The 20,334-nt window shown below is 61.7% G+C and carries 18 protein-coding genes and 1 tRNA gene; 10 read left to right on the top strand and 9 right to left on the bottom strand.

The window, feature by feature from the left end; translation table 11 throughout:
- Position 1: 1 nt before the first annotated feature.
- The 3 genes from WNY80_RS06255 to WNY80_RS06245 are packed head-to-tail and all read right to left on the bottom strand — an operon-like array spanning position 2 to position 3,014.
- Positions 2–1,297 (bottom strand): HlyC/CorC family transporter, encoded by a 1,296-nt coding sequence (locus WNY80_RS06255; protein WP_342886499.1) that lies wholly within the window; start codon positions 1,295–1,297, stop codon positions 2–4.
- Positions 1,294–2,418, bottom strand: coding sequence for a 3-dehydroquinate synthase (gene aroB, locus WNY80_RS06250; RefSeq protein WP_342886498.1), 1,125 nt, complete (start codon positions 2,416–2,418; stop codon positions 1,294–1,296). The genes WNY80_RS06255 and aroB overlap by 4 nt, the downstream gene beginning before the upstream one ends.
- The gene (locus tag WNY80_RS06245) at positions 2,415–3,014 is read right to left on the bottom strand and encodes a shikimate kinase (protein WP_342886497.1); all 600 of its coding nucleotides are present in this window, start codon (positions 3,012–3,014) and stop codon (positions 2,415–2,417) included. The genes aroB and WNY80_RS06245 overlap by 4 nt, the downstream gene beginning before the upstream one ends.
- Positions 3,015–3,162: 148 nt before the next feature.
- On the opposite strand from WNY80_RS06245, the gene WNY80_RS06240 reads away from it, so the two are divergent.
- From WNY80_RS06240 to WNY80_RS06220, 5 genes are all read left to right on the top strand, one after another.
- Entirely contained in the window at positions 3,163–3,306 is a 144-nt protein-coding gene (locus WNY80_RS06240) for a histidine kinase (protein WP_342886496.1), read from the top strand.
- 17 nt (positions 3,307–3,323) lie between these two features.
- Positions 3,324–4,265, top strand: coding sequence for a site-specific tyrosine recombinase XerD (locus WNY80_RS06235; RefSeq protein ID WP_342886495.1), 942 nt, complete (start codon positions 3,324–3,326; stop codon positions 4,263–4,265).
- 101 nt (positions 4,266–4,366) lie between these two features.
- Complete coding sequence (locus WNY80_RS06230) at positions 4,367–5,323, top strand: acetyl-CoA carboxylase carboxyltransferase subunit alpha (protein WP_342886494.1); 957 nt, start codon at positions 4,367–4,369, stop codon at positions 5,321–5,323.
- 307 nt (positions 5,324–5,630) lie between these two features.
- Entirely contained in the window at positions 5,631–6,866 is a 1,236-nt protein-coding gene (locus WNY80_RS06225; protein ID WP_342886493.1) for a L,D-transpeptidase family protein, read from the top strand.
- On the top strand, positions 6,863–7,096 hold the full coding sequence (locus WNY80_RS06220; RefSeq protein ID WP_342886492.1) for a sulfurtransferase TusA family protein: 234 nt from the start codon (positions 6,863–6,865) through the stop codon (positions 7,094–7,096). Before WNY80_RS06225 ends, WNY80_RS06220 begins: the two co-directional genes overlap by 4 nt.
- 33 nt (positions 7,097–7,129) lie before the next feature.
- On the opposite strand, the gene WNY80_RS06215 is transcribed toward WNY80_RS06220, so the two are convergent.
- Positions 7,130–8,302, bottom strand: coding sequence for a GTP-binding protein (locus tag WNY80_RS06215; RefSeq protein ID WP_342886491.1), 1,173 nt, complete (start codon positions 8,300–8,302; stop codon positions 7,130–7,132).
- Positions 8,303–8,321: 19 nt separating this feature from the next.
- Positions 8,322–9,515 carry a D-alanyl-D-alanine carboxypeptidase family protein gene (locus tag WNY80_RS06210; RefSeq protein ID WP_342886490.1) on the bottom strand — a complete coding sequence of 398 codons (1,194 nt, stop codon included), beginning with the start codon at positions 9,513–9,515 and terminating at the stop codon, positions 8,322–8,324.
- 202 nt (positions 9,516–9,717) lie between these two features.
- On the opposite strand from WNY80_RS06210, the gene WNY80_RS06205 reads away from it, so the two are divergent.
- Positions 9,718–10,884, top strand: a complete 1,167-nt coding sequence (locus WNY80_RS06205) for a M20 aminoacylase family protein (protein WP_342886489.1) — start codon at positions 9,718–9,720, stop codon at positions 10,882–10,884.
- A 119-nt stretch (positions 10,885–11,003) separates the two neighbouring features.
- Positions 11,004–11,079 (top strand) — tRNA-Arg (locus WNY80_RS06200).
- A gap of 46 nt (positions 11,080–11,125) precedes the next feature.
- On the opposite strand, the gene WNY80_RS06195 is transcribed toward WNY80_RS06200, so the two are convergent.
- The gene (locus tag WNY80_RS06195) at positions 11,126–12,346 is read right to left on the bottom strand and encodes an MFS transporter (RefSeq protein WP_342886488.1); all 1,221 of its coding nucleotides are present in this window, start codon (positions 12,344–12,346) and stop codon (positions 11,126–11,128) included.
- A 147-nt stretch (positions 12,347–12,493) separates the two neighbouring features.
- Here WNY80_RS06195 and WNY80_RS06190 point away from each other — a divergent pair, with 147 nt between their 5' ends.
- Positions 12,494–13,387, top strand: coding sequence for an NAD(P)-dependent oxidoreductase (locus WNY80_RS06190; protein ID WP_342886487.1), 894 nt, complete (start codon positions 12,494–12,496; stop codon positions 13,385–13,387).
- Positions 13,388–13,417: 30 nt separating this feature from the next.
- A complete protein-coding gene (gene dxr / locus WNY80_RS06185) occupies positions 13,418–14,605 on the top strand; it encodes a 1-deoxy-D-xylulose-5-phosphate reductoisomerase (RefSeq protein ID WP_342886486.1) in 1,188 nt (395 codons plus the stop codon).
- A gap of 72 nt (positions 14,606–14,677) precedes the next feature.
- On the opposite strand, the gene WNY80_RS06180 is transcribed toward dxr, so the two are convergent.
- From WNY80_RS06180 to WNY80_RS06170, 3 genes are all read right to left on the bottom strand, one after another.
- Complete coding sequence (locus WNY80_RS06180; protein ID WP_342886485.1) at positions 14,678–15,481, bottom strand: xanthine dehydrogenase family protein subunit M; 804 nt, start codon at positions 15,479–15,481, stop codon at positions 14,678–14,680.
- A gap of 18 nt (positions 15,482–15,499) precedes the next feature.
- Complete coding sequence (locus tag WNY80_RS06175; protein WP_342886484.1) at positions 15,500–17,848, bottom strand: xanthine dehydrogenase family protein molybdopterin-binding subunit; 2,349 nt, start codon at positions 17,846–17,848, stop codon at positions 15,500–15,502.
- Positions 17,849–18,043: 195 nt separating this feature from the next.
- Positions 18,044–18,535: a (2Fe-2S)-binding protein gene (locus WNY80_RS06170; RefSeq protein ID WP_342886483.1), complete on the bottom strand. Its 492-nt coding sequence runs from the start codon at positions 18,533–18,535 to the stop codon at positions 18,044–18,046.
- A 474-nt stretch (positions 18,536–19,009) separates the two neighbouring features.
- On the opposite strand from WNY80_RS06170, the gene WNY80_RS06165 reads away from it, so the two are divergent.
- A complete protein-coding gene (locus tag WNY80_RS06165) occupies positions 19,010–20,059 on the top strand; it encodes a TRAP transporter substrate-binding protein (protein WP_342886482.1) in 1,050 nt (349 codons plus the stop codon).
- The last annotated feature ends 275 nt before the right edge of the window (positions 20,060–20,334 follow it).

The following is a 20,334-nucleotide window of genomic DNA, read 5'->3' as shown; positions in this document are numbered from 1 at the left end:
CTCAGCCCTTGTCCATCGGCCGGATTCTCAGCCGAGTAATCCGGTTCCGGTCCCGCTTCATCACGATGAAGCGCTTGCCGTGGAACGTGAACGCCTGCTTCTCTTCCGGAATGGTCTGGGATTCATGGATCACCAGACCCGCCACCGTTGTTGCCTCGTCATCGGGCAACGTCCAGTCGAGCGCCCTGTTGAGGTCGCGAATCGGAACCGAGCCGTCAACGACAATCGAGCCGTCGGCCTCCTGCCTGACGCCCTGGACCTCGGTGTCATGCTCGTCGGTGATATCGCCGACAATCTCCTCGAGAATGTCCTCCAGCGTCACCAGCCCTTCCACCTCGCCATACTCATCCACGACGATGGCAATATGGGCCTTGCGCCTCAGAAATGCATTGAGCTGATCCGGCACGCTGGTGGTGTCAGGCACGAACCATGGCTTCTGGGCGATCTTGACCACATCCATGCGGTGCGGCTCGTTTGACACTTCCGCAAGCACCCGCAAGACGTCCTTGGCGTGAACGATGCCGATGATGTTGTCGGTCGATCCGCGCCAGATCGGCATCCTGGTGTAGGGACTTTCGAGAACCGCCCGGACATTGGCTTCAGGCGTTTCGTCGGCATTGAGCATCCGCATTGACGTCCGGTGGATCATCACGTCCGAAACTTCCAGTTCGCCCAGATCAAGCACGCCGCCCAGCCTGTCGCGATCCGCCTTGATCACCGATCCCTCGCGATGCAGCAGATCAACCGCGCCACGGATTTCCTCATGCGCCGACAGCATCGAGGTTTCCGATGCGAAGGTGACGCCAAACAGCGACATGATGTTGCGCACGATCCAGTTGACGAAGCTCGACAACGGACCAACCACGACAACGAAGGCCTTGACCACGCCCGCCACGGCCATCGCGAACCGGTCCGGAGTCGAAATCGCCCAGCTCTTCGGCAGCACTTCAGCGAAGATCACCAGCAGCAGGGTCATGGTCAGGGTTGCCACCGCAACGCCCGAATCGCCGAAAATCGACAACAGCACGCTGGTTGCCAGCGCCGAGGCGAGAATGTTGACGAGGTTGTTGCCGATCAGCAGGGCTCCGATCAGCCTGTCCTTGCGCTCGATCAGCGTGTTGACGGTGGCTGCCCGCGCGTCGCCATTGGTCTCGAGCGTATGCATGCGGGCACGCGATGCCGCCGTCAGCGCCGTCTCGGATCCCGAAAAGAAACCCGACAGCCCGATCAATACCAAAATCGCCAGGATGGTCAGGCCATGTTCACTAACGATTGCGCCTATTGTTTCCAGGATCATGATGCCCGCTTTTCCTCAAGGAACCGAAACACTTCATCTGCCGGCACGTTGTCGGCAATAAAGGACTGGCCGATGCCGCGCGTCAGAATAAAGGTCAACGCACCGCGCTGCACCTTCTTGTCCTGCCCGATGTGTTTCATCAGTATATCGGTCGCAGGCAGCTCACCTTCAATATCCGACATCCGGGTCGGCAAGCCAACCTCGTGCAGATGGTGCTGCACCCTGGCAGCATCGTCCGGACTTGCAAGGTTCATCCGCGCGGAAAACTCATGTGCCAGCACCATGCCGATCGACACACCCTCGCCATGCACCAGGCGCCGCCCGTCATAACCGGTTGCCGCTTCCAGCGCGTGGCCAAATGTATGGCCGAGATTGAGCAGCGCCCGTGCACCGTGTTCACGTTCATCGGCGGCCACAACCTCGGCTTTCGCCTGGCAGCCGGTGGCAATGGCCCTGATCCGCGCCGGCCCGCCTGAAAACACCTCACGCCAGTTTTGCTCGAGCCAGGCAAAGAACTCGGGCCGGTCGATCAGCCCGTATTTCGCCACCTCGGCATAACCGGCCCGGAATTCCCGGATCGGCAAGCTGTCGAGCACGTCGGTATCGGCCAGCACCAGCTCGGGCTGGTGAAACACCCCGATCAGGTTCTTGCCATGCGACGAATTGATCCCGGTCTTGCCGCCAACCGAAGAATCCACCTGTGCCAGCAGGCTGGTCGGAACCTGGATGAAGCCCATGCCGCGCCGGACGATCCCGGCGGCGAATCCCGAAAGGTCGCCGATCACGCCGCCGCCCAGCGCCAGCACCGCATCCCCCCGTTCCAGCCGGGCACCCAGCACATGGTCGCAGACATGCACCAGCTCGTCGAACCTCTTGGTCTTTTCGCCAGGCTCAAGCACCAGCGGAGCCGCCTCCACACCACTTTTGGCCAGGCTCTCGAGCAGCGCGTCCAGATGCACCGCGGCCACATTGCGGTCTGTCACAACGGCGCAGCGCGCACCGGGCTTGCGTACCACGATCTCCGCGCCCGCCTGGGCAATCAATCCCGGGCCGATCACGATGTCATAGCTGCGCTCGCCGAGATCAACGCGAACGGTTTCACGGGGAAGTGTCTGGCTCATAATTTCGGCACCGTTTCCTGGCCGCTGTCCAGCCGCGCGAGCGCAATAACTGTTTCAGCGGCGATAATTTCCTTGTCGTCATCACGCGATTGCACTGTCACGTCGGCCTTGGCATAGACCGGATATCTCTGATCGAGCAGATCGGAAAGCGTCTGCCTGGGATTGGCGGTTTTCAGAAGCGGTCGTGAGTCCCGCTTCGAAACCCGTGCCCACAACACATCGAGATCCGCTTTCAGCCAAACCGACAATCCATTGGCCAGCACCATCGCGCGGGTGGTGTCATTCATGAACGCGCCACCGCCGGTCGACAACACGCGAGGCCCGGTTCTCAGCAACCGCTTGATCACGCGGGCTTCCAGCGCCCTGAACTCGGGCTCTCCGTATGCTTCGAACAGTTCCGGGATCGTCATGCGGGAAACCCGCTCGATCTCGTGATCGGAATCGACGAACGGGATCTCGAGCATCTGCGCCACCAGCCGGCCGATGACGGATTTGCCGGCTCCCATCAGCCCGACAAACACCAGATTGCGTTGGCCAAGCACACGCCGCGCCTTCTCGATATCCTGTTCCAGCGCGATAGCCTGCGATTGCGTCAACGTTCTTCCCCGCCCTCAGGCCATTGATCCGAGCCTTCTATTGGCCATGTCCGTCTGCGCGTCAAGCATGCGCCGGTTTGCCTGTCGGCCTTGAAACGAAGCGCCCGCTGCCGCATAACACCACCATTACCAGTTCGCCGGAGTGCCCATGCCATCCCTGTTTCGGTTCCTGTTCCTGTGCGCCGTGCTTGCCGGTATCGTCTACGGCGCCATGTTCGCATTGGTGGTCTATGTTGAACCGGTGGACCGTGAGGTCACCGTGCGCGTCCCGACCGAAAAACTCAACAACTGACAGGAACCTTGCAAGTCATGCGCGATCTCAGCGCCGCCAACGCAGAAGCGTTCCTCGAGATGATGAGTGCGGAGCGCGGTGCGGCCGAGAACACGCTTGAAGCCTATCGCCGCGACCTTGATGACGCCTCCGCCGTGCTCAGGTCGCTCGGCACCACGCTGGTCAAGGCCAGGGCCGATGACATCCGCGGCGTGATCAGCGATCTGGCAGCCCGAGGCTTCTCACCCGCGTCCCAGGCCCGGCGGCTTTCCGCGCTGCGCCAGTTCTACAAGTTCCTGCACGCCGAGGGTTTGCGCAACGACGATCCGACCAGTGTCGTCGATTCGCCGCGCAAGGCCCGTTCCCTGCCAAAAGTGCTCAGCATAGAAGATGTCTCCCGGCTGCTGGCCCAGGCTGAAACCGACATCACCCTGACACAGGACAAGGAAGAAGCATTGCGGCGCATCCGCTTCCGGGCGCTGCTGGAGCTGCTCTACGCCACCGGAATGCGGGTCAGCGAACTGGTCAGCCTTCCCTACCGCGTCCTTGCCGATGATGGCCGGTTTCTGGTCATTCGGGGAAAAGGCGCCAAGGAACGCATGGTGCCGATGTCACGCCCCTCCCGCGCTGCCCTCGATGCCTGGCTGGCCGCCATTGGTGAAACCGCCGAGGAAGCCGGCTTTCTGTTTCCGGCAAATTCCGCAGAAGGGCATCTCTCGCGCCAGGTTTTTGCCCGTGAACTCAAAGAGGTTGCCGCTCGCGCCGGCATCCCGGTTGCAAAAATCTCGCCGCATGTGCTGCGCCATGCTTTCGCCAGCCATTTGCTGGCCGGCGGCGCCGATCTGCGTGCTGTCCAGGAATTGCTGGGTCATGCCGACATATCCACCACCCAAATCTACACGCATGTGCTCGATGAGCGCCTGCGGCAATTGGTCAATGAACATCACCCCCTTGCAAAAGCCACAAAAAGTCGCGATTAAGCCCGCTCGCAACACGCCAAATGAATGCGTGACAGACATGTCAGACTAGGCTTGACTGGTCGTGACGACGAAAAATGCGATGGCCCGCGTGGAAAAACTCAATGCACAATTATCTTGATTTCGAAAAACCGATCTCCGACCTGGAAGGCAAGATCCTCGAATTGAGGAAACTCGCCGGTGAGGACGAGAGCATCGACACAGGCGATGAAATCGCCCGGCTCGAAACCAGGGCCCGCGATGCGATGGCCGAGATCTATGGCAAGCTCAACCCATGGCAGAAAACGCAAGTTGCAAGGCATCCCGACCGGCCGCATTTCAAGGACTATGCCGAGACCTTGTTCGATGAGTTCACTCCGCTCGCCGGGGATCGCAAATTCGCCGAAGACGCCGCCATCCAGGCAGGCTTTGCCCGTTTCCGCGGCCAGCCGGTTGTGGTTATCGGTCAGGAAAAGGGCCACGACACGAAAACCCGCATCCGGCACAATTTCGGTTCCGCGCGGCCTGAAGGCTATCGCAAGGCAATCCGCATCATGGAACTGGCCGACCGGTTTCAGCTTCCCGTCATCACCCTTGTCGATACCGCAGGCGCCTATCCCGGCGTCGGCGCGGAAGAACGCGGCCAGGCCGAAGCCATCGCCCGCTCGACCGAAACCTGCCTCAATCTGCGCGCCCCGCTGATCTCGATCATCATCGGCGAAGGTGGTTCGGGTGGGGCCATCGCCATCGCCACCGGCAACCGGGTCTTCATGCTCGAGCATTCGATCTATTCCGTTATCTCCCCCGAAGGTGCCGCCTCGATCCTCTGGCGCGATCCGACACGGGCACGCGATGCGGCCACCTCGATGAAGATCACCGCGGAAGACCTGCTTTCTCTGGGTGTCATTGACGGCATCATTCCTGAACCCGTGGGCGGCGCCCATCGCGATCCCGAAAGCGTGATCGCGCGCGCCGGCGACAAGATTTCGGCCGCACTGGAAGAAATGTCGGGACGCTCCGGCGACGAGTTGCGCGCCGATCGCCGCAAGAAGTTCCTCGAGATCGGCCGTCACATCGGCTGACGGCCGCCCCACTGGGGCCACATTTGACACGCCAATAAAGCAATCCGCTCATCAGCCGCGTGGACGTCACGCGGCCGATGACTGATATGAAGCTGACACGGGCAGCAGCAATTCCACGCCGGACGCGATGTGGACAGACAGCCACGCATGTCGGCAAAATCGGCTTGCCGCACGCCGCCGAAGCTGAAACGGTAATGCTTCATGAACCATGTTGGTGTAAATATTGCGATCAAATGCCCGGCCTGAGATCGCTCCCCGAGTGGTCAGAATGCCCCGGAACTGGCAACTGCAAAGTCCAAGAGTCCCCATGACACCGATACGAACGCTGCGTTTCCTGCCTGTCCTGCTCCTGGGCCTCTACGGTTGTCAGGACGCGCTCGATTCCGTCTCCAACAAGGTCGAACACCCGCTGCCCGCCAAGCTCGTCAACAAGATGAAGGCGAACGACATGAGCACGCGGTCGCCGATCATGATGCGGATTTTCAAGGAAGAGGGGATTCTCGAGGTCTGGAAGCAGAAGGGCAACGGCCGCTTCGACATCATTGCCTCCTACGAGATCTGCAAATGGTCGGGCAAGCTCGGACCCAAGTTCAAGGAAGGCGACCGCCAGGCGCCCGAAGGCTACTACCGGATTTATCCCTACCAGATGAATCCGAATTCCAGCTATTACCTGTCCTTCAACATGGGCTACCCGAACAGCTACGACCGGTCCTACGGCCGCACCGGCTCCAACCTGATGGTTCATGGCGCCTGCTCTTCGGCCGGCTGCTACTCGATGACCGACGAACAGGTTCTGGAAATCTACGGTTTCGCCCGCGACGCCTTCAAGGGCGGACAGGAGTACTTTCTGGTCGAGGCGCTGCCGTTCCGCATGACGCCCGAAAACATGGCCCGGCACCGCGACAGCGAACATTTCGAGTTCTGGAAAATGCTGAAGGTCGGCTACGACCATTTCGAGCTGACCAAGCGGCCGCCAAAGGTTGATGTCTGCGAGCGGCAATATGTTTTCAATCAGGTCCCGCAGATCGACAACGCAGCCTTCGTCGCCAATGCGACCTGCCCTCCGGCAAGCGTCCCGCCCACGCTGGCATCCGCCTACCACGCCTACCAAAAGAGCTGGAACAAGAACTTCGTCGAAGCGGTCGCCAAGTACGACCGCGAGGAAGCCAACCAGATAGCCGCCAATGAGGCCCGGGCCGAAGCCGAAGCACGGAGGGCAGAGCGCGAAGCCGAAAAGGCGGCGCGGATCGCTGCCAATGGCGGGCAAGCTCCCGCCATTCCGGTGCTCAGCCTGTTTTCGACCGGCAATCCGCTCAAGGCCCTGACCCCGGGCTCGGCACCAGCTGCCCCGGATGGTGCCACGGCTTCACAGGCTGCGGCTTCGGGCGAAACCACGACCCCGGTCGTGGCCGCTCCCGCGTCACCGGGTGTACCGGTCCCCACGCCAAATCCTGACCTTCCATCATCAGCCGCCAATGCCGGACCGGCGCAGCAGGCCAGCCAGTCCAGCAAGCCGTTCTGGAAAATCTGGAGCAGCAATTGAGTAGCGGCAACGAAACCGTGCTGGATCTTCGCGGCCTGAAATGTCCGCTTCCCGTTCTCAAGACCCGCAAACACATGCGGGCCCTTGCCAGCGGCACGCAGATCCGGATTGAAACCACCGATCCGCTGGCAGTGATCGACATTCCGCACTACTGCCGCGAGGACGGGCATCAACTGATCAGCAACGCCCCGGTTGAGGGCGGGCATGTCTTCGTCATCGAAAAAGGCTGATCCCGGTCAGCTCGATGTTGCGGCCAGGCGGCGTTAGCGCCGTGCCGGCATGCCGGGAATCACCAGCGGGTTGCCGGTCAGCGCATCCCGGTCGGGCCGTCCAATCCCCGGCTCGCCCGCAAAGGACGAAAACAGCTCGGCAATAAAGCCTTCCGGCATGTCCCGCGTGATCACCACCAGCCTTGTCTCGTCCCTGGCCCCTTCCGGCCAGGCCGGAAGCCGCACCGGTTCGGACATCAGCGCCTGCACCGCATGCAGCACCAGCGGCCGCGACGGATCATCCGACAGCTTGATGATGCCTTTCATCCGCAGCAGGTTCGGTCCGTGAGCCGACCGCAACAGGTCAAGAAACATCGCCAGCGCCTCGGGCGTGATCGGCTTCTCGAATATCATCGAGTCCGCCCGGATATGCTGGTCGTGCCGGTTCACGTCATGCGCATGGGCTGCCCCGTGCCCGTGTCCGTGGCTGTGGTCATGCCCGTGCCCGTGATGATCGTGGGCATGATCGTCCTGCCCCGCACTCAGCCACCGCGCCACATCCAGGCTGTGCGCGACAGGATCATAGGCGCCGGTGTTGAAAAGGCCTTGCGCCGTCAGCTCCGGATCTTCGGCGCGGATCACCCGTGCCAGCGGATTGAGCGTCTCGAGCCGTGAGCCGAGTTCGTCCCAGTTCTCCGCAATCGCTGTTTTGGAAACAACGATCGTATCGGCCACGGCAACCTGCCGGCGCGCTTCCTCGTGCTCCGTCAGCGTCGCAAGGCCATTGACCGCATCGACCACTGTCACCAGACCCTCGAGCCGGTAGGATTGGCCAAGCGCCGGATGACCGATCACCGACTGCATCACCGGCACCGGGTCGGCCAGTCCGGTGGTTTCGATCACCACCCGCGAGAACGGCCGGATACGTCCCGTCTGCATCCGGTCCATCAGGTCTGCCAGCGTATCCACCAATTCGCCGCGCACGGTGCAGCACAAACAGCCGTCGGACAATTCGATCACGCCATCGCTCGAGCTTTCGACCAGCAGGTGGTCGATGCCGACATCGCCGAATTCATTGATGATAAGAGCCGCGTCGCTGAGCCACGGATCGCCGATGAGGCGATTGAGCAATGTTGTCTTGCCTGCTCCCAGGAAGCCGGTCAGGATCGACACGGGCACACCGCGCGGAGCGCTCCACGCGGGTGCGGCTTGGTGTTCGGCACTCATCGGCAGGGGTGTTTCATGGTCAGATTTCCGGACGCGGAACCGGAATCGGCACACTCGGCCTCAGCGGCACAACCTCGGCGGCCTTGGCCGGCGCGGTGAACGCGGACGCCGCGAATGGTTCGGCCTGGCCTGAAAGCGTGCCGCCCGGACGTGGTACCGGAATCGGAACCCGCGACAACGCGACTTCGACACTTGCACGCGGAAGTCCGGCCGGGGCCTGCACCAGCCGCGGCTTGCGCGTCATCGGCACCAGGTAAGGGGAATCGAGCACCATCTTGCCTTCGACATCGCGGCCCTCGTATCGTGCAGCGCGCGCTTCGGCCGTGCAGATGCTGCCGGAGATATCCGCCACCCGGTCACGGCCTTCACCGTATGGCCGGAGATTGTAGAGTGTCGAGCCACCCCAGGCCGTCGTCGTCAGCGCCTTGTGAAGCAACCGCGCGGATTCCTCCGCCCGCTCCTCTTGCGAGGCCGCGCCCAACACCACGCTGACCACGGTTTTTCCCTTGCGGGTCGCCGACGAGACCTGGTTGAAACCCGAGGCGCAGATAAACCCGGTCTTCATGCCGTCGGCATCGGGAAACCGGCCGATCAGCAGATTGTAATTGGTGTAGGACTTCTTGCCGTAGGCGAAGCCCTCATAGGCAAAATAATGCGCAAATTCCGGGAACTCGCGCCGCAGCGCCACCGCCAGCAGCGCCATGTCATGGGCCGTCGTGTACTGGCCTTCACCGGGCAGTCCGTTGGGATTGATGAACCGCGTCGAGGTCATGCCCAGCTTCTGCGCGGCCGCGTTCATCTCCCGGACAAACGCTTCCTCCGTGCCCGATACAGCCTCGGAAATTGCCACAGCAACATCATTGGCGGACTTGATCATCAGGTACTTGAGCGCCGAATCCAGCGGGAACCGTTCTCCCGGCCTGAAATACATCTTGCTCGGCGGTTCCTTGGCGGCATGAACCGACATGACCACCGGCGTCTGCATCGTCATCTGGCCTGACCTGACCCTGTTGAAGACGACGTAGATCGTCATGAGTTTTGTCAGCGACGCCGGATACCAGCGTTGAAACGCATCCTCGTGTTCAATGACACGGCCCGAATTCACGTCAACGGCGATCTTCGGATTGGCCAGCGCACCGGCTGAGGTCGCCGCTGCCAGCACCAGAACCGCCAATGCTGCGCCTATCCGTCGCGACTGTAACAAAAAGCTCATTCCGGGCTTCCGATTTTGCAATGTTTCAAGCGGCTTTTCGATGCGACTGGGCTTCTCGGCGGCCTGTTCGCAGTCGCACATGCACCGCTTTTCACTCGTCATGATCCCCTACTTAGCCTATATGGCAGGTAGATGGCAAAAGGCGATATCAGGTTTTCCCGTTTTGCCGGACATAACAATCACGAAGCCATAGGGGTATCAAATGCAGCTTGTCGATGATGTTGTTTCAATGAAGGACGAAGTCACAACATGGCGCCGTACGCTTCATGCCGATCCGGAATTGCTTTACGACGTGCACAACACGGCAGCCTTCGTTGCCGACAAGCTCAAGTCATTTGGCTGTGATGAAGTTGTCACCGGCATCGGCCGCACCGGCGTTGTCGGCATCATTCACGGCCGCCCCGGCGGCAACGGCCCCGCCATCGGCCTGCGCGCCGACATGGATGCACTGCCGATCAACGAGATCACCGGTGTCCCCTGGGCATCGCGCACACCCGGCAAGATGCATGCCTGCGGTCACGACGGCCATACCGCCATGCTGCTCGGCGCTGCCCGCCACCTTGCCGCGACCCGCAACTTCACCGGCTCCGTCGCCGTGATTTTCCAGCCTGCCGAAGAAGGCGGTGCCGGCGGCCGCGAGATGGTCAATGACGGCATGATGGAACGCTTCGGCATTACCAAGGTTTTCGGCATGCACAATCTGCCGGGCCTGCCTGTTGGCCAGTTCGCCATCCGCAAGGGACCGATCATGGCGGCGACCGACATATTCGACGTCACCATCAAGGGCCGCGGCGGCCATGCGGCGATGCCGCACCAGACAATCGATCCGATCGTCGCCGCCTCGGCCATCGTTTCCTCGCTGCAGTCGATTGCCTCGCGCAACGCCAATCCGCTGGAATCGGTCGTTGTCTCGATCACCAAGTTCATCGGCGGCTCCGCCTACAACATCATCCCCGAAACGGTTGAGCTGGCCGGCACCGTCCGCACCCTTTCACCCGAAATGCGGGATCTGGCGGAAACCCGGATCACCGAGATCGTCCAGGGCGTCGCCGCCGCCCACGGCGCGGAAGGTTCGGTCAATTACCTGCGCAATTACCCGGTGACATTCAACCACGCCGACGAGACCGATTTCGCCGCCGACATCGCCGAAAGCATTGCCGGTCCCGGAATGGTCGAACGCGAACAGCCGCCGACAATGGGTGGCGAGGATTTCTCCTTCATGCTCGAAGCCCGCCCCGGCGCCTTCATCTTCATGGGCAATGGCGATACCGCAGGCCTGCATCACCCGGCCTATGATTTCAACGACGACGCCATTCCGGTCGGCGTCTCCTACTGGGTCAAGCTCGCCGAAAAGGCGCTCGCCGCCTGATTGAACCCCGGCAAACCGGCGGCCTCATGCAAAACGCCGCCGGTTTGCCCGCTTCCTGCGATCGCGTCAGCATCGGTTGTTGAAGTCCGCCCTCCGTTTCTGTATGCAGATTTCCGCGTGGTCCCGTAGCTCAGGGGATAGAGCACAGGATTCCTAATCCTGGTGTCGCAGGTTCGAATCCTGCCGGGATCACCAAACTGCCTGAAGACAATCCCCGAATCAGATCCGGATCAGCACTTCCTTACGCCGGCACGGCCTCGCCGCGTCTCGTGCGCGACTTGAGCAGGATCACCGTCATGATGCCGATATTGAGGAAGTTCCAGGCGATCCCGTTGAGGAACGCCGCCTGGTAGGATCCGGTCAGATCGTAGATCCAGCCCGACATCCAGCCGCCCAGCGCCATGCCGACGATGGTCGCCATGATGACGAATCCGACCCTTGCGCCGGCCTCTTTCGCCGGAAGGTATTCGCGCACGATCAGCGCATAGCTCGGCACGATTCCGCCCTGCGACAGGCCGAAGATCAGGCTGACGATGTAGAGCGGCACCATCGCGTCAAACGGCAGGTACAGGAATAGGGCGATGCACTGCAGCGTCGAACCGATCAAGAGCGTCATCACCCCGCCGAGCCGGTCGGCGATCAGCCCTGACACCAACCGCGAGACGACACCGCCCATCAGCATTAGCGACAGCATCTCGGCGCCGACCGTCGGGCCGTAACCCAGGTCCGCGCAGTAGGACACGATATGAACCTGCGGCATGGACATCGCCACGCAGCAGCCGATGCCGGCCAATCCCAGCATCCATTGCAGCGCGGTCGGCGAAAACCGGACCGAGCGCGCATTGGCCAGCGACAGCCGGTTGGCATGCGCCGTTGCCTCTTCCGGAATCCGGCGCCTGAGCAGCAGCGCCAGCGGGATCATCAGCACCACCGGCACGATCGCAAGCACCGTATAGGCGGCGCGCCAGCCGTAATCGCTCAGCACACCGCTCAGCAAAAGCGGCCAGATCGCCCCGGAAAGGTAGTTGCCGCTCGCCGCGATCGCCACGGCAATGCCCCGTCGCCGATAGAACCAGTGCGAGATATCGGCAATCAGCGGCCCGAACCCCACCGCAGTGCCGAACCCGACAATGAACTGCATGGCCGACAGCATCACGACCGAATTGCTGACAGCCGCGAGACCGAACCCCGCAGCCATGGTCAGCGCCGAACCGATCAGCGCAATCGTCACGCCGAACCGGTCGACGGCGCGCCCGATCGCCAGGTTGCCCAGCGCAAAACCAATCATGGTCAGTGTGTAGGGCAGCGACGCATCGGCCCGGGCGATGGCGAATTCCGCCTGCACCGCCGGCATAATGACAATGATCGACCACATGCCGACATTGCCGAGCACGGCAATGGCAAGGGTCACGCCCAGCCGCGTCCAGGAATACCGGCTGTCAAGGGTTTGGGACTCATTCATACTGACCACGTTATGAGGCAAAATGACTATTGTATAGGCATTTACTTCAAGCCAGATCGAGACTCAAACCGGGATTGGAAATTGCCACGCCGCCCTGGCATCTGTACTGCTGCCAGACATCATGGCATGCGTGAGGGGAAGCCAGACATGACGACATCGATTGCATTGCTCGGCACTGGACTGATGGGCCTGCCGATGGCGCGGCAGCTGCTTGGCGCAGGGCACAAGCTGACGGTCTGGAACCGCGATGCGTCGAAAGCCGCGCCACTTGCCGGCGAAGGCGCCCTTGTGGCTGCCAGCGCCGCGGATGCGGTCAAGGGTGCAAGCCACATCATCACCATGCTGACCGATGGCACTGTCGTCGGCCATGTCCTGTTTGAAACCGGCGTCGCCGAGGCCATCTCCCCCGACGCAACCGTCATCGACATGAGCTCGATCCAGCCGGGCCAGGCCCGTGCCCATGCTGAACGCCTCTCCCGTCTGGGTGTTTTTCACCTCGATGCGCCGGTCAGCGGCGGCACCGGCGGCGCCGAAGCGGGAACGCTGGCGATCATGGCCGGTGGCGACCAGCAGGTGTTCGACAATGCTTCAGGCCTGCTCAGCGCCATGGGCCGCGCCGTCCGGGTCGGTCCAAGCGGAGCCGGACAACTCGCCAAGCTTGCCAACCAGGCCATCGTCGGCATCGCCATCGGCGCCATTTCCGAAGCCACGTTGCTGGTCTCGGAAGGTGGCGGCGATCTCGAGGCCTTCCGTTCGGCCCTTGCCGGCGGCTTCGCCGATTCGACGATCCTGCAGGTGCACGGGCAGCGCATGCAGGCAAACGACTTCGCTCCCCGGGGCCGTGTATCCGTGCAGATCAAGGATCTCGACAATGTGCTTCTGGAAGCAGGGCATCTTGGCATCAGGCTGCCCATGGTCGAGGCGGTTCGCGACCGTTTCGTGCGTTTGATGACCGAACTTGACGGTGGCAACCTTGACCATTCCGCCCTGTTCGTCGAATTGCTTGATCTCAACGGCCGTTCGCCGGCGCCACGCGTTTGACCGCAAACCCCGAGCCATCCACGGTAAACTATGAACAATAGCACCCCGACCAGCAAACGCCGCATCTCCATTCTCGGGGCGACAGGCTCTATCGGCCGCAACACGCTCGATATCATGGACCACCTCGGTGGCCGGGACGCGTTTGAAGTGCCGGCCATCACCGGAATGGGAAACATCGAGCTGCTGGCCGAACAGGCGCGGCAAACCGGTGCCGGTTTCGCCGTGACCGCGGACCCCGACCGCTATGCTGACCTGAAAGCCGCGCTGGCCGGATCTGGCATCGAGACCGGCGCCGGTCCCGCGGCGCTGATCGAAGCCGGAGCACGGAACACCGATCTTCTGATTGCCGGCATCGTCGGCATTGCGGGCCTGGCGCCGACACTTGCCGCGGCTGCGAACGGCGCCGACATCGCGCTGGCCAACAAGGAATGCCTGGTATCCGCCGGTGATCTCTTCACTGCCGCAATCACCCGCGGTGGTGGCAAGCTGTTGCCGGTCGATAGCGAGCACAATGCGATTTTCCAGGTGCTGGAAGAAAACCAGCGCCACGCCGTCGAACGGATCATCCTGACCGCATCGGGCGGACCGTTCCGCGATTTTACCCGCGAGCAGATGGCCGCCGTCACCCCTGAAGTCGCCGCCGCGCACCCCAACTGGTCGATGGGAATCAAGATCTCGATCGACAGCGCGTCGATGTTCAACAAGGCGCTGGAAATGATCGAGGCCCGGCATCTGTTCGGGGTCAAGCCTGAACAGATCGAGGTCATCGTCCATCCGCAGTCCATTATCCACTCTATGGTCGGTTATTCGGACGGCTCGGTCCTTGCCCAGCTTGGTGCGCCTGACATGCGCCATGCGATCGGTTACGCCATAAGCCACCCCCGCCGCGCCAACCTGCCGATCGAACGGCTTGATTTTGCCAGGCTCGCCCGTCTCGATTTCTTCGCCCCCGACGAAAACCGCTTTCCCGCGCTCGGCCTCGCCCGCACCGCCATGCAGCGCGGCGGCCTTCAGGGCGCGGTCCTCAACGGCGCAAAGGAAGCAGCACTCGAAGCCTTCATTGCCGGCCAAACCGGCTTTCTCGACATCGCCGATATCGTCGCCTCCGTCATGAACCGGCTCGATGATGGACGCGAGGCCCTGTCCATTGACGATGTTTACGCTGCCGATCAGGACGCCCGCAGGGCCGCGGCGGAGTTGCTGCGAAAGTCAGCCTGAGTTTTCTCTTCGATGAAAAAGGGCGGATCCGAAGACCCGCCCCTGTATCCAGTGTTGATGCTTCGTGCCCTGTCAGCCCGCCGCGGCGGCAACTGCCCGCTTGGCCATCACCTTGACCAGGTTCGCCCGGTAGGCCGAAGAGGCGTGGATGTCCGCCATCAGGTCGGAATCGTCGACCGTGATGCCGTCAAGCGCATCTGCGGAAAAGTTGGAAGCCAGCGCCTGCTCCATGTCCGCCTGGCGGAACACGCCGTCGGACCCCGCGCCGGTGACCGCCACCCGCACCGATCCATCGCCATGCTTGGCGACGAACACCCCGGTCATCGCATAGCGCGATGCGGGGTTCGGGAACTTGGCATAGCCCGATTTTGACGGAGCGTTGATCTCGACCGCCACGATCAGTTCGCCATCATCGAGCGCCGTGTCGAACATGCCGGTAAAGAAATCATCGGCGCTGATCGAGCGCTTGTTGGTGACGATCGTGGCATTGAGCGCCATCAGACCAGCCGGATAGTCCGCCGCCGGGTCATTGTTGGCAATCGAGCCGCCGATGGTGCCCATGTGCCGGACATGCGGATCGCCGATATGGGCAGCCAGGTGAGCCAGCCCCGGGCAGGCCGCGGCAATCTCGGACGAGCTTGCCACTTCCGCGTGGGTCGTCGCCGCCCCGATCCGGATGGACCCACCGCTGACGGTGATGCCCTTCAGGCTCGAAACGTGGCGGAGATCCACCAGGTCCGAAGGCGCGGCGAGCCGCTGCTTCATGGTCGGAAGCAGGGTTTGTCCGCCGGAGAGGTACTTGGCCTCGTCATTTGCCGAAGCCAGCTTGACTGCATCCTCGACCGAGGAGGCGCGGTGATAGTTGGTTGCATACATGGTGTCTGCCTCCCTTTCCTACTGAGCTGACCGGAGCGCTGCCCAGACCCGTTGCGGGGTCGCGGGCATCGTCAGGTCATTGGTGCCGATTGCGTCGGTGATGGCGTTGATCAGCGCCGGTGGAGAGCCGATTGCACCGGCCTCTCCGCACCCCTTGATTCCGAGCGGATTGGACGGGCAGGCCGTCTCCGTGGTCGAAACCTGGAACGACGGCAGGTCGTCGGCGCGCGGCATGGTGTAATCCATGTAGCTTGCCGTCAGCAGCTGACCGGTTTCCGGATCATAATGCGTTCCTTCCAGCAGCGCCTGGCCGATGCCTTGCGCCACCCCGCCATGCACCTGGCCCTCGACGATCATCGGGTTGATGATCTTGCCGAAATCATCGGCGGCCACGAACTGGATGATTTCGGTCTTTCCGGTTTCCGGATCGACTTCCACCTCGCAGATGTAGCAGCCCGCCGGGAAGGTGAAGTTGGACGGGTCGTAGAACGCGCCTTCCTTCAGACCCGGCTCCATGCCTTCGGGCATGTTGTGCGCGGTATAGGCAGCCAGTGCCATCTGGAACCAAGGCACGCTCTTGTCCGTGCCTGCGACCTTGAGCTCGCCATTCTCGATGACGATGTCGCTTTCATCAGCTTCCAGAAGGTGTGCTGCGAGTTTCTTGGCCTTGATCTCGACCTTGTCGAGCGCCTTGACCACCGCCGACATGCCGACCGCACCCGAGCGCGAGCCGTAGGTGCCCATGCCCATCTGCACCTTGTCGGTGTCGCCATGAACGATGGAAACGGTGTCGATGCCAACGCCGAAACGGTCGGCGACCAGCTGGGCAAAGGTGGTTTCATGGCCCTGGCCGTGGCTGTGCGAGCCGGTCAGAACTTCAACGGTGCCGACCGCATTGACCCGCACTTCGGCCGACTCCCAGAGCCCGACACCGGCGCCAAGCGACCCCACCGCCGCCGACGGCGCAATGCCGCAAGCTTCGATGTAGCAGCTCATGCCGATACCGCGCAGCTTGCCGCGGCTCTCGGCTTCGGCCTTGCGCGCCGGGAAGCCCGCATAATCGGACGCTTTCATCGCCGCATTGAGCGAAGCCTCGAAATCACCTGCGTCGTAGCACATGATCACCGGGGTCTGATGCGGGAACTCGCGCACGAAGTTGGTCTTGCGCAGTTCCGCCGGCGAGATGCCGAGCTCCCGCGCGGCAGTCTCCATTGTCCGTTCGACCAGGTAGGTGGCCTCCGGACGACCGGCACCGCGATAGGCATCCACCGGAACCGTGTTGGTATAGACCGTGCGCACATTGGCGTGGATGTTCGGGATGTTGTACTGGCCCGACAGCAGGGTCGCGTAGAGATAGGTCGGAACCGAACTCGAAAACAGCGACATGTAGGCGCCGAGATTGGCAATCGTGTCGACCTTGAAGCCGGTGATCCTGTTGTCGGCATCAAACGCCATCTTCACCGTCGAGACATGATCACGGCCATGCGCGTCGGTCAGGAACGCCTCGGTGCGGTCCGAATTCCACTTGACCGGGACGCCGGTGCGCTTGGAAGCCCACAGGCAGACGATTTCCTCGGGGTAGATGTAGATCTTCGAGCCGAAGCCGCCGCCAACGTCAGGCGCGATCACCCGAAGCTTGTTTTCAGGCGCCACGTTGTAGAACGCGCTGAGCACCAACCGGGCCACATGCGGGTTCTGTGACGTGGTCCAGAGCGTATAATGATCATCGCCTTCGTCATAGACGCCAAGTGCAGCCCGCGGTTCCATCGGGTTGGGAACCAGCCGGTTGTTGATGATCTTCATTTCGGTGACATGTGCGGCCGAAGCAATTGCCGCATCGGTGGCTGCGCTGTCGCCAATCTCCCAGTCGAAAATGAGATTGTTCTTGGCCTCGGGATGGAGCTGCGGCGCACCGTCCTTGAGCGCTTCCACCGCGGTCGTCACCACCGGCAGGGTTTCATAGTCGATGACGACAGCTTCCGCCGCATCACGCGCCTGAGCCTTGGTGTCTGCCACCACGACCGCGACCGCGTCACCGACATAGCGAACCGTGTCCTGGGCCAGCGGGCGCCATGCGCCCATGTTCATCGGCGTGCCGTCCTTGGAATGGATCATCCAGCCGCAGATGATGTTGCCGACTGCATCCTCGGCAAGCTGGTTGCCGTTGAGGATACCGATCACGCCGGGCATTTTTTCAGCGGCAGAAATATCGATGTTCTTGATTTTCGCATGAGCGTGCGGCGAACGGATGAAGTGGGCATGCTTCATGCCCGGTACGACCATATCGTCGGTGTAGCGGCCCTTGCCGGTAATGAACCGCTTGTCTTCCTTGCGCGCCACGCGGGCGCCAATGCCTTCCATTCCCATGTCTCAAACTCCTCCGGTTGGGTGATGGAAAAAAGCCGGTACGGAAATCCTCGGTCGTGGCGCCGGATCAGGATCAGAATCTGGCAAAGGCAGCGGATGTCTCCCCGCCCGTGCAATTCGGATCATCAATCCCTTGACCACCTCCCGGTCATTCCCGGTGTCCGCAGCTTTTCGCCATTGCCTGATCAGGCATGTCTATTCAGCTGCGACCTTGGCGCCTTCGCCCATCTTGGACGCGGCATCGAGCACGGCCTTGACGATGTTGTGGTAGCCGGTACAGCGGCAGATGTTGCCCTCCAGCTCCTGCCGCACCGTCTTCTCGTCGAGTTTGCCGCCATGCCGCTCGATCATGTCGACAGCCGACATGATCATGCCGGGCGTGCAGAATCCGCACTGCAGGCCGTGATGCTCCCGAAATGCTGCCTGAACCGGATGCAATTCGCCGCCGGACGACAGGCCTTCAATGGTCACGACCTCCGAGCCGTCGGCCTGGGCAGCCAGCATGGTGCACGATTTGACCGCCTTGCCATCGACATGGACCACGCAGGCCCCGCACTGGGACGTGTCGCATCCGACATGGGTTCCGGTAAGTCCGAGATTTTCACGGATGAACTGGACGAGAAGGGTCCGGTCCTCACACTGGCCGGAAACGGAGCGCCCGTTCACGGTCATCGATACATTCGCCATAAATTCCTCCTTGGGGTGTACAGTCCTCACTCACCCTGAAGGCATCATTTTCCTTTTTTGAGAAAGGATCAACCGCAAAACTCGGAATAATCTTCAACCGCTTCGCCAGCGCCCGCCGCGCAGCCCTGCACGATGCCTGTCCGGCAAGGCGACATCACCCTGGGCTGGCGGACTTGCCCTGCCTGAAGCATTGTCGGATCAGGCTGAAGCAAGAAAATTGTTGCCGCCCAACCGGTTCCAAACTACAAACTGACCGGACGGTCGATTATTGAGACTGGAGGACGCAGATAACCTTATCCGAAAGGCTGAAAGCCACATATTATGGCTGGCTTCCGGATGGCACTGTGAAATGACATAACCTTGGCCTAAGGCCTGATGTGGTGATACGCGCAGGCCCTAGGCAGTTACAAAAAATATCCCTAGTTTCTGGGGAAGACGCGGCAATCAAACCGCAATCCTATTTGGGAGGACACCATGAAAAAACGCAATTTCCTTAAATCCGCTGCAGTTGCAGCACTCGCGCTTTCCGCAATGGGCGCATCGTCGATCGGCGCGGCTGCACAGGAAGTCACCCTGCGCATGCACCAGTTCCTGCCGGCCCAGGCGAACGTCCCTGCCGGCATCCTCATTCCGTGGGCAGAAAAGATAGGCACCGAATCCGGCGGCCGCATCAAGGTTGAGGTGTTCTCCGCGATGTCGCTCGGCGGCACGCCTCCCCAGCTGATGGACCAGGCCCGCGACGGCGTTGTCGACATCGTCTGGACTCTTCCCGGCTACACCCCCGGCCGCTTCCCCAGCGTCGAGGTGTTTGAACTTCCCTTCACCATGACCAGCGCAGAAGCAACTTCGCGGGCCTATTGGGACCTGTTCAAGTCCGACATGGAAGCCACCGAATTCAAGGGCGTCAAGATTCTCGGAACCTGGGTCCACGGCCCCGGCGTCATTCACGCCAAGGGCGAAGGCATCCGCAAGCTTGAAGACATGCAGGGCAAGAAGCTGCGCGGACCGACCCGCGTCATCAACGGCCTGCTCGCCGAACTTGGCGCCGAGCCTGTCGGCATGCCGGTCCCGGCAATTCCGGAAGCCCTCTCCAAGGGCGTGATTGACGGCACCGTCATTCCCTGGGAAGTCACACCGTCACTGAAGATTGCGGAACTCGTCGACACCCACACGGAGTTTTCCGGCGGGACGGCGCTTTACACCGCCGCCTTCGTTCTGGCGATGAACCAGGCCAAGTACGACAGCCTTCCTGATGACCTCAAGAAGGTTCTGGACGACAACACCGGTGCGGAATTCTCCGCCTATGCCGGCAAGACCATGGAAGGCTTTGATGCCAGCGGTCGCGCCATTGCCGAAGCCACCGACAATGAAATGATCGTGCTGGACGAAGCCGAAGTGGCTCGCTGGAAGGCTGTTGCCGAAACCGTGCGGGACAACTGGTTCGATGAAATGGATGCCAAGGGCATCGACGGCGAAGCGCTCTACGCCAAGGCGCAGGAACTGATCGCCAAGTACACCAAGTAATCGAGAGACCTTTGAACTCCGGCGGGGCTTGTCTGCGAAGACGAACCCCGCCGGAGCCATATCAAGAATACTAATGAGGGGCATCGGCGCCGGTCCTGCTCAACTTGCCGGAACAAGTTGCATGCTGACTGGCTACCGGAACGGCATCCAGGACACCCTGGACGGCTCATCCGCAGACATCCGGCCTTTACAAGGCCAGGCTGGTCCGTCACACCCCTCTTTGGTTTTCGCCATGCGATGTCCAAGATGGCGCACAGCCATCCCGGGGGAGGTTT

This window comes from Hoeflea sp. AS16 (assembly GCF_038900095.1).
Classification (GTDB): Bacteria; Pseudomonadota; Alphaproteobacteria; order Rhizobiales; family Rhizobiaceae; genus Hoeflea.
This window is presented reverse-complemented; position numbering and strand designations above follow the sequence as displayed.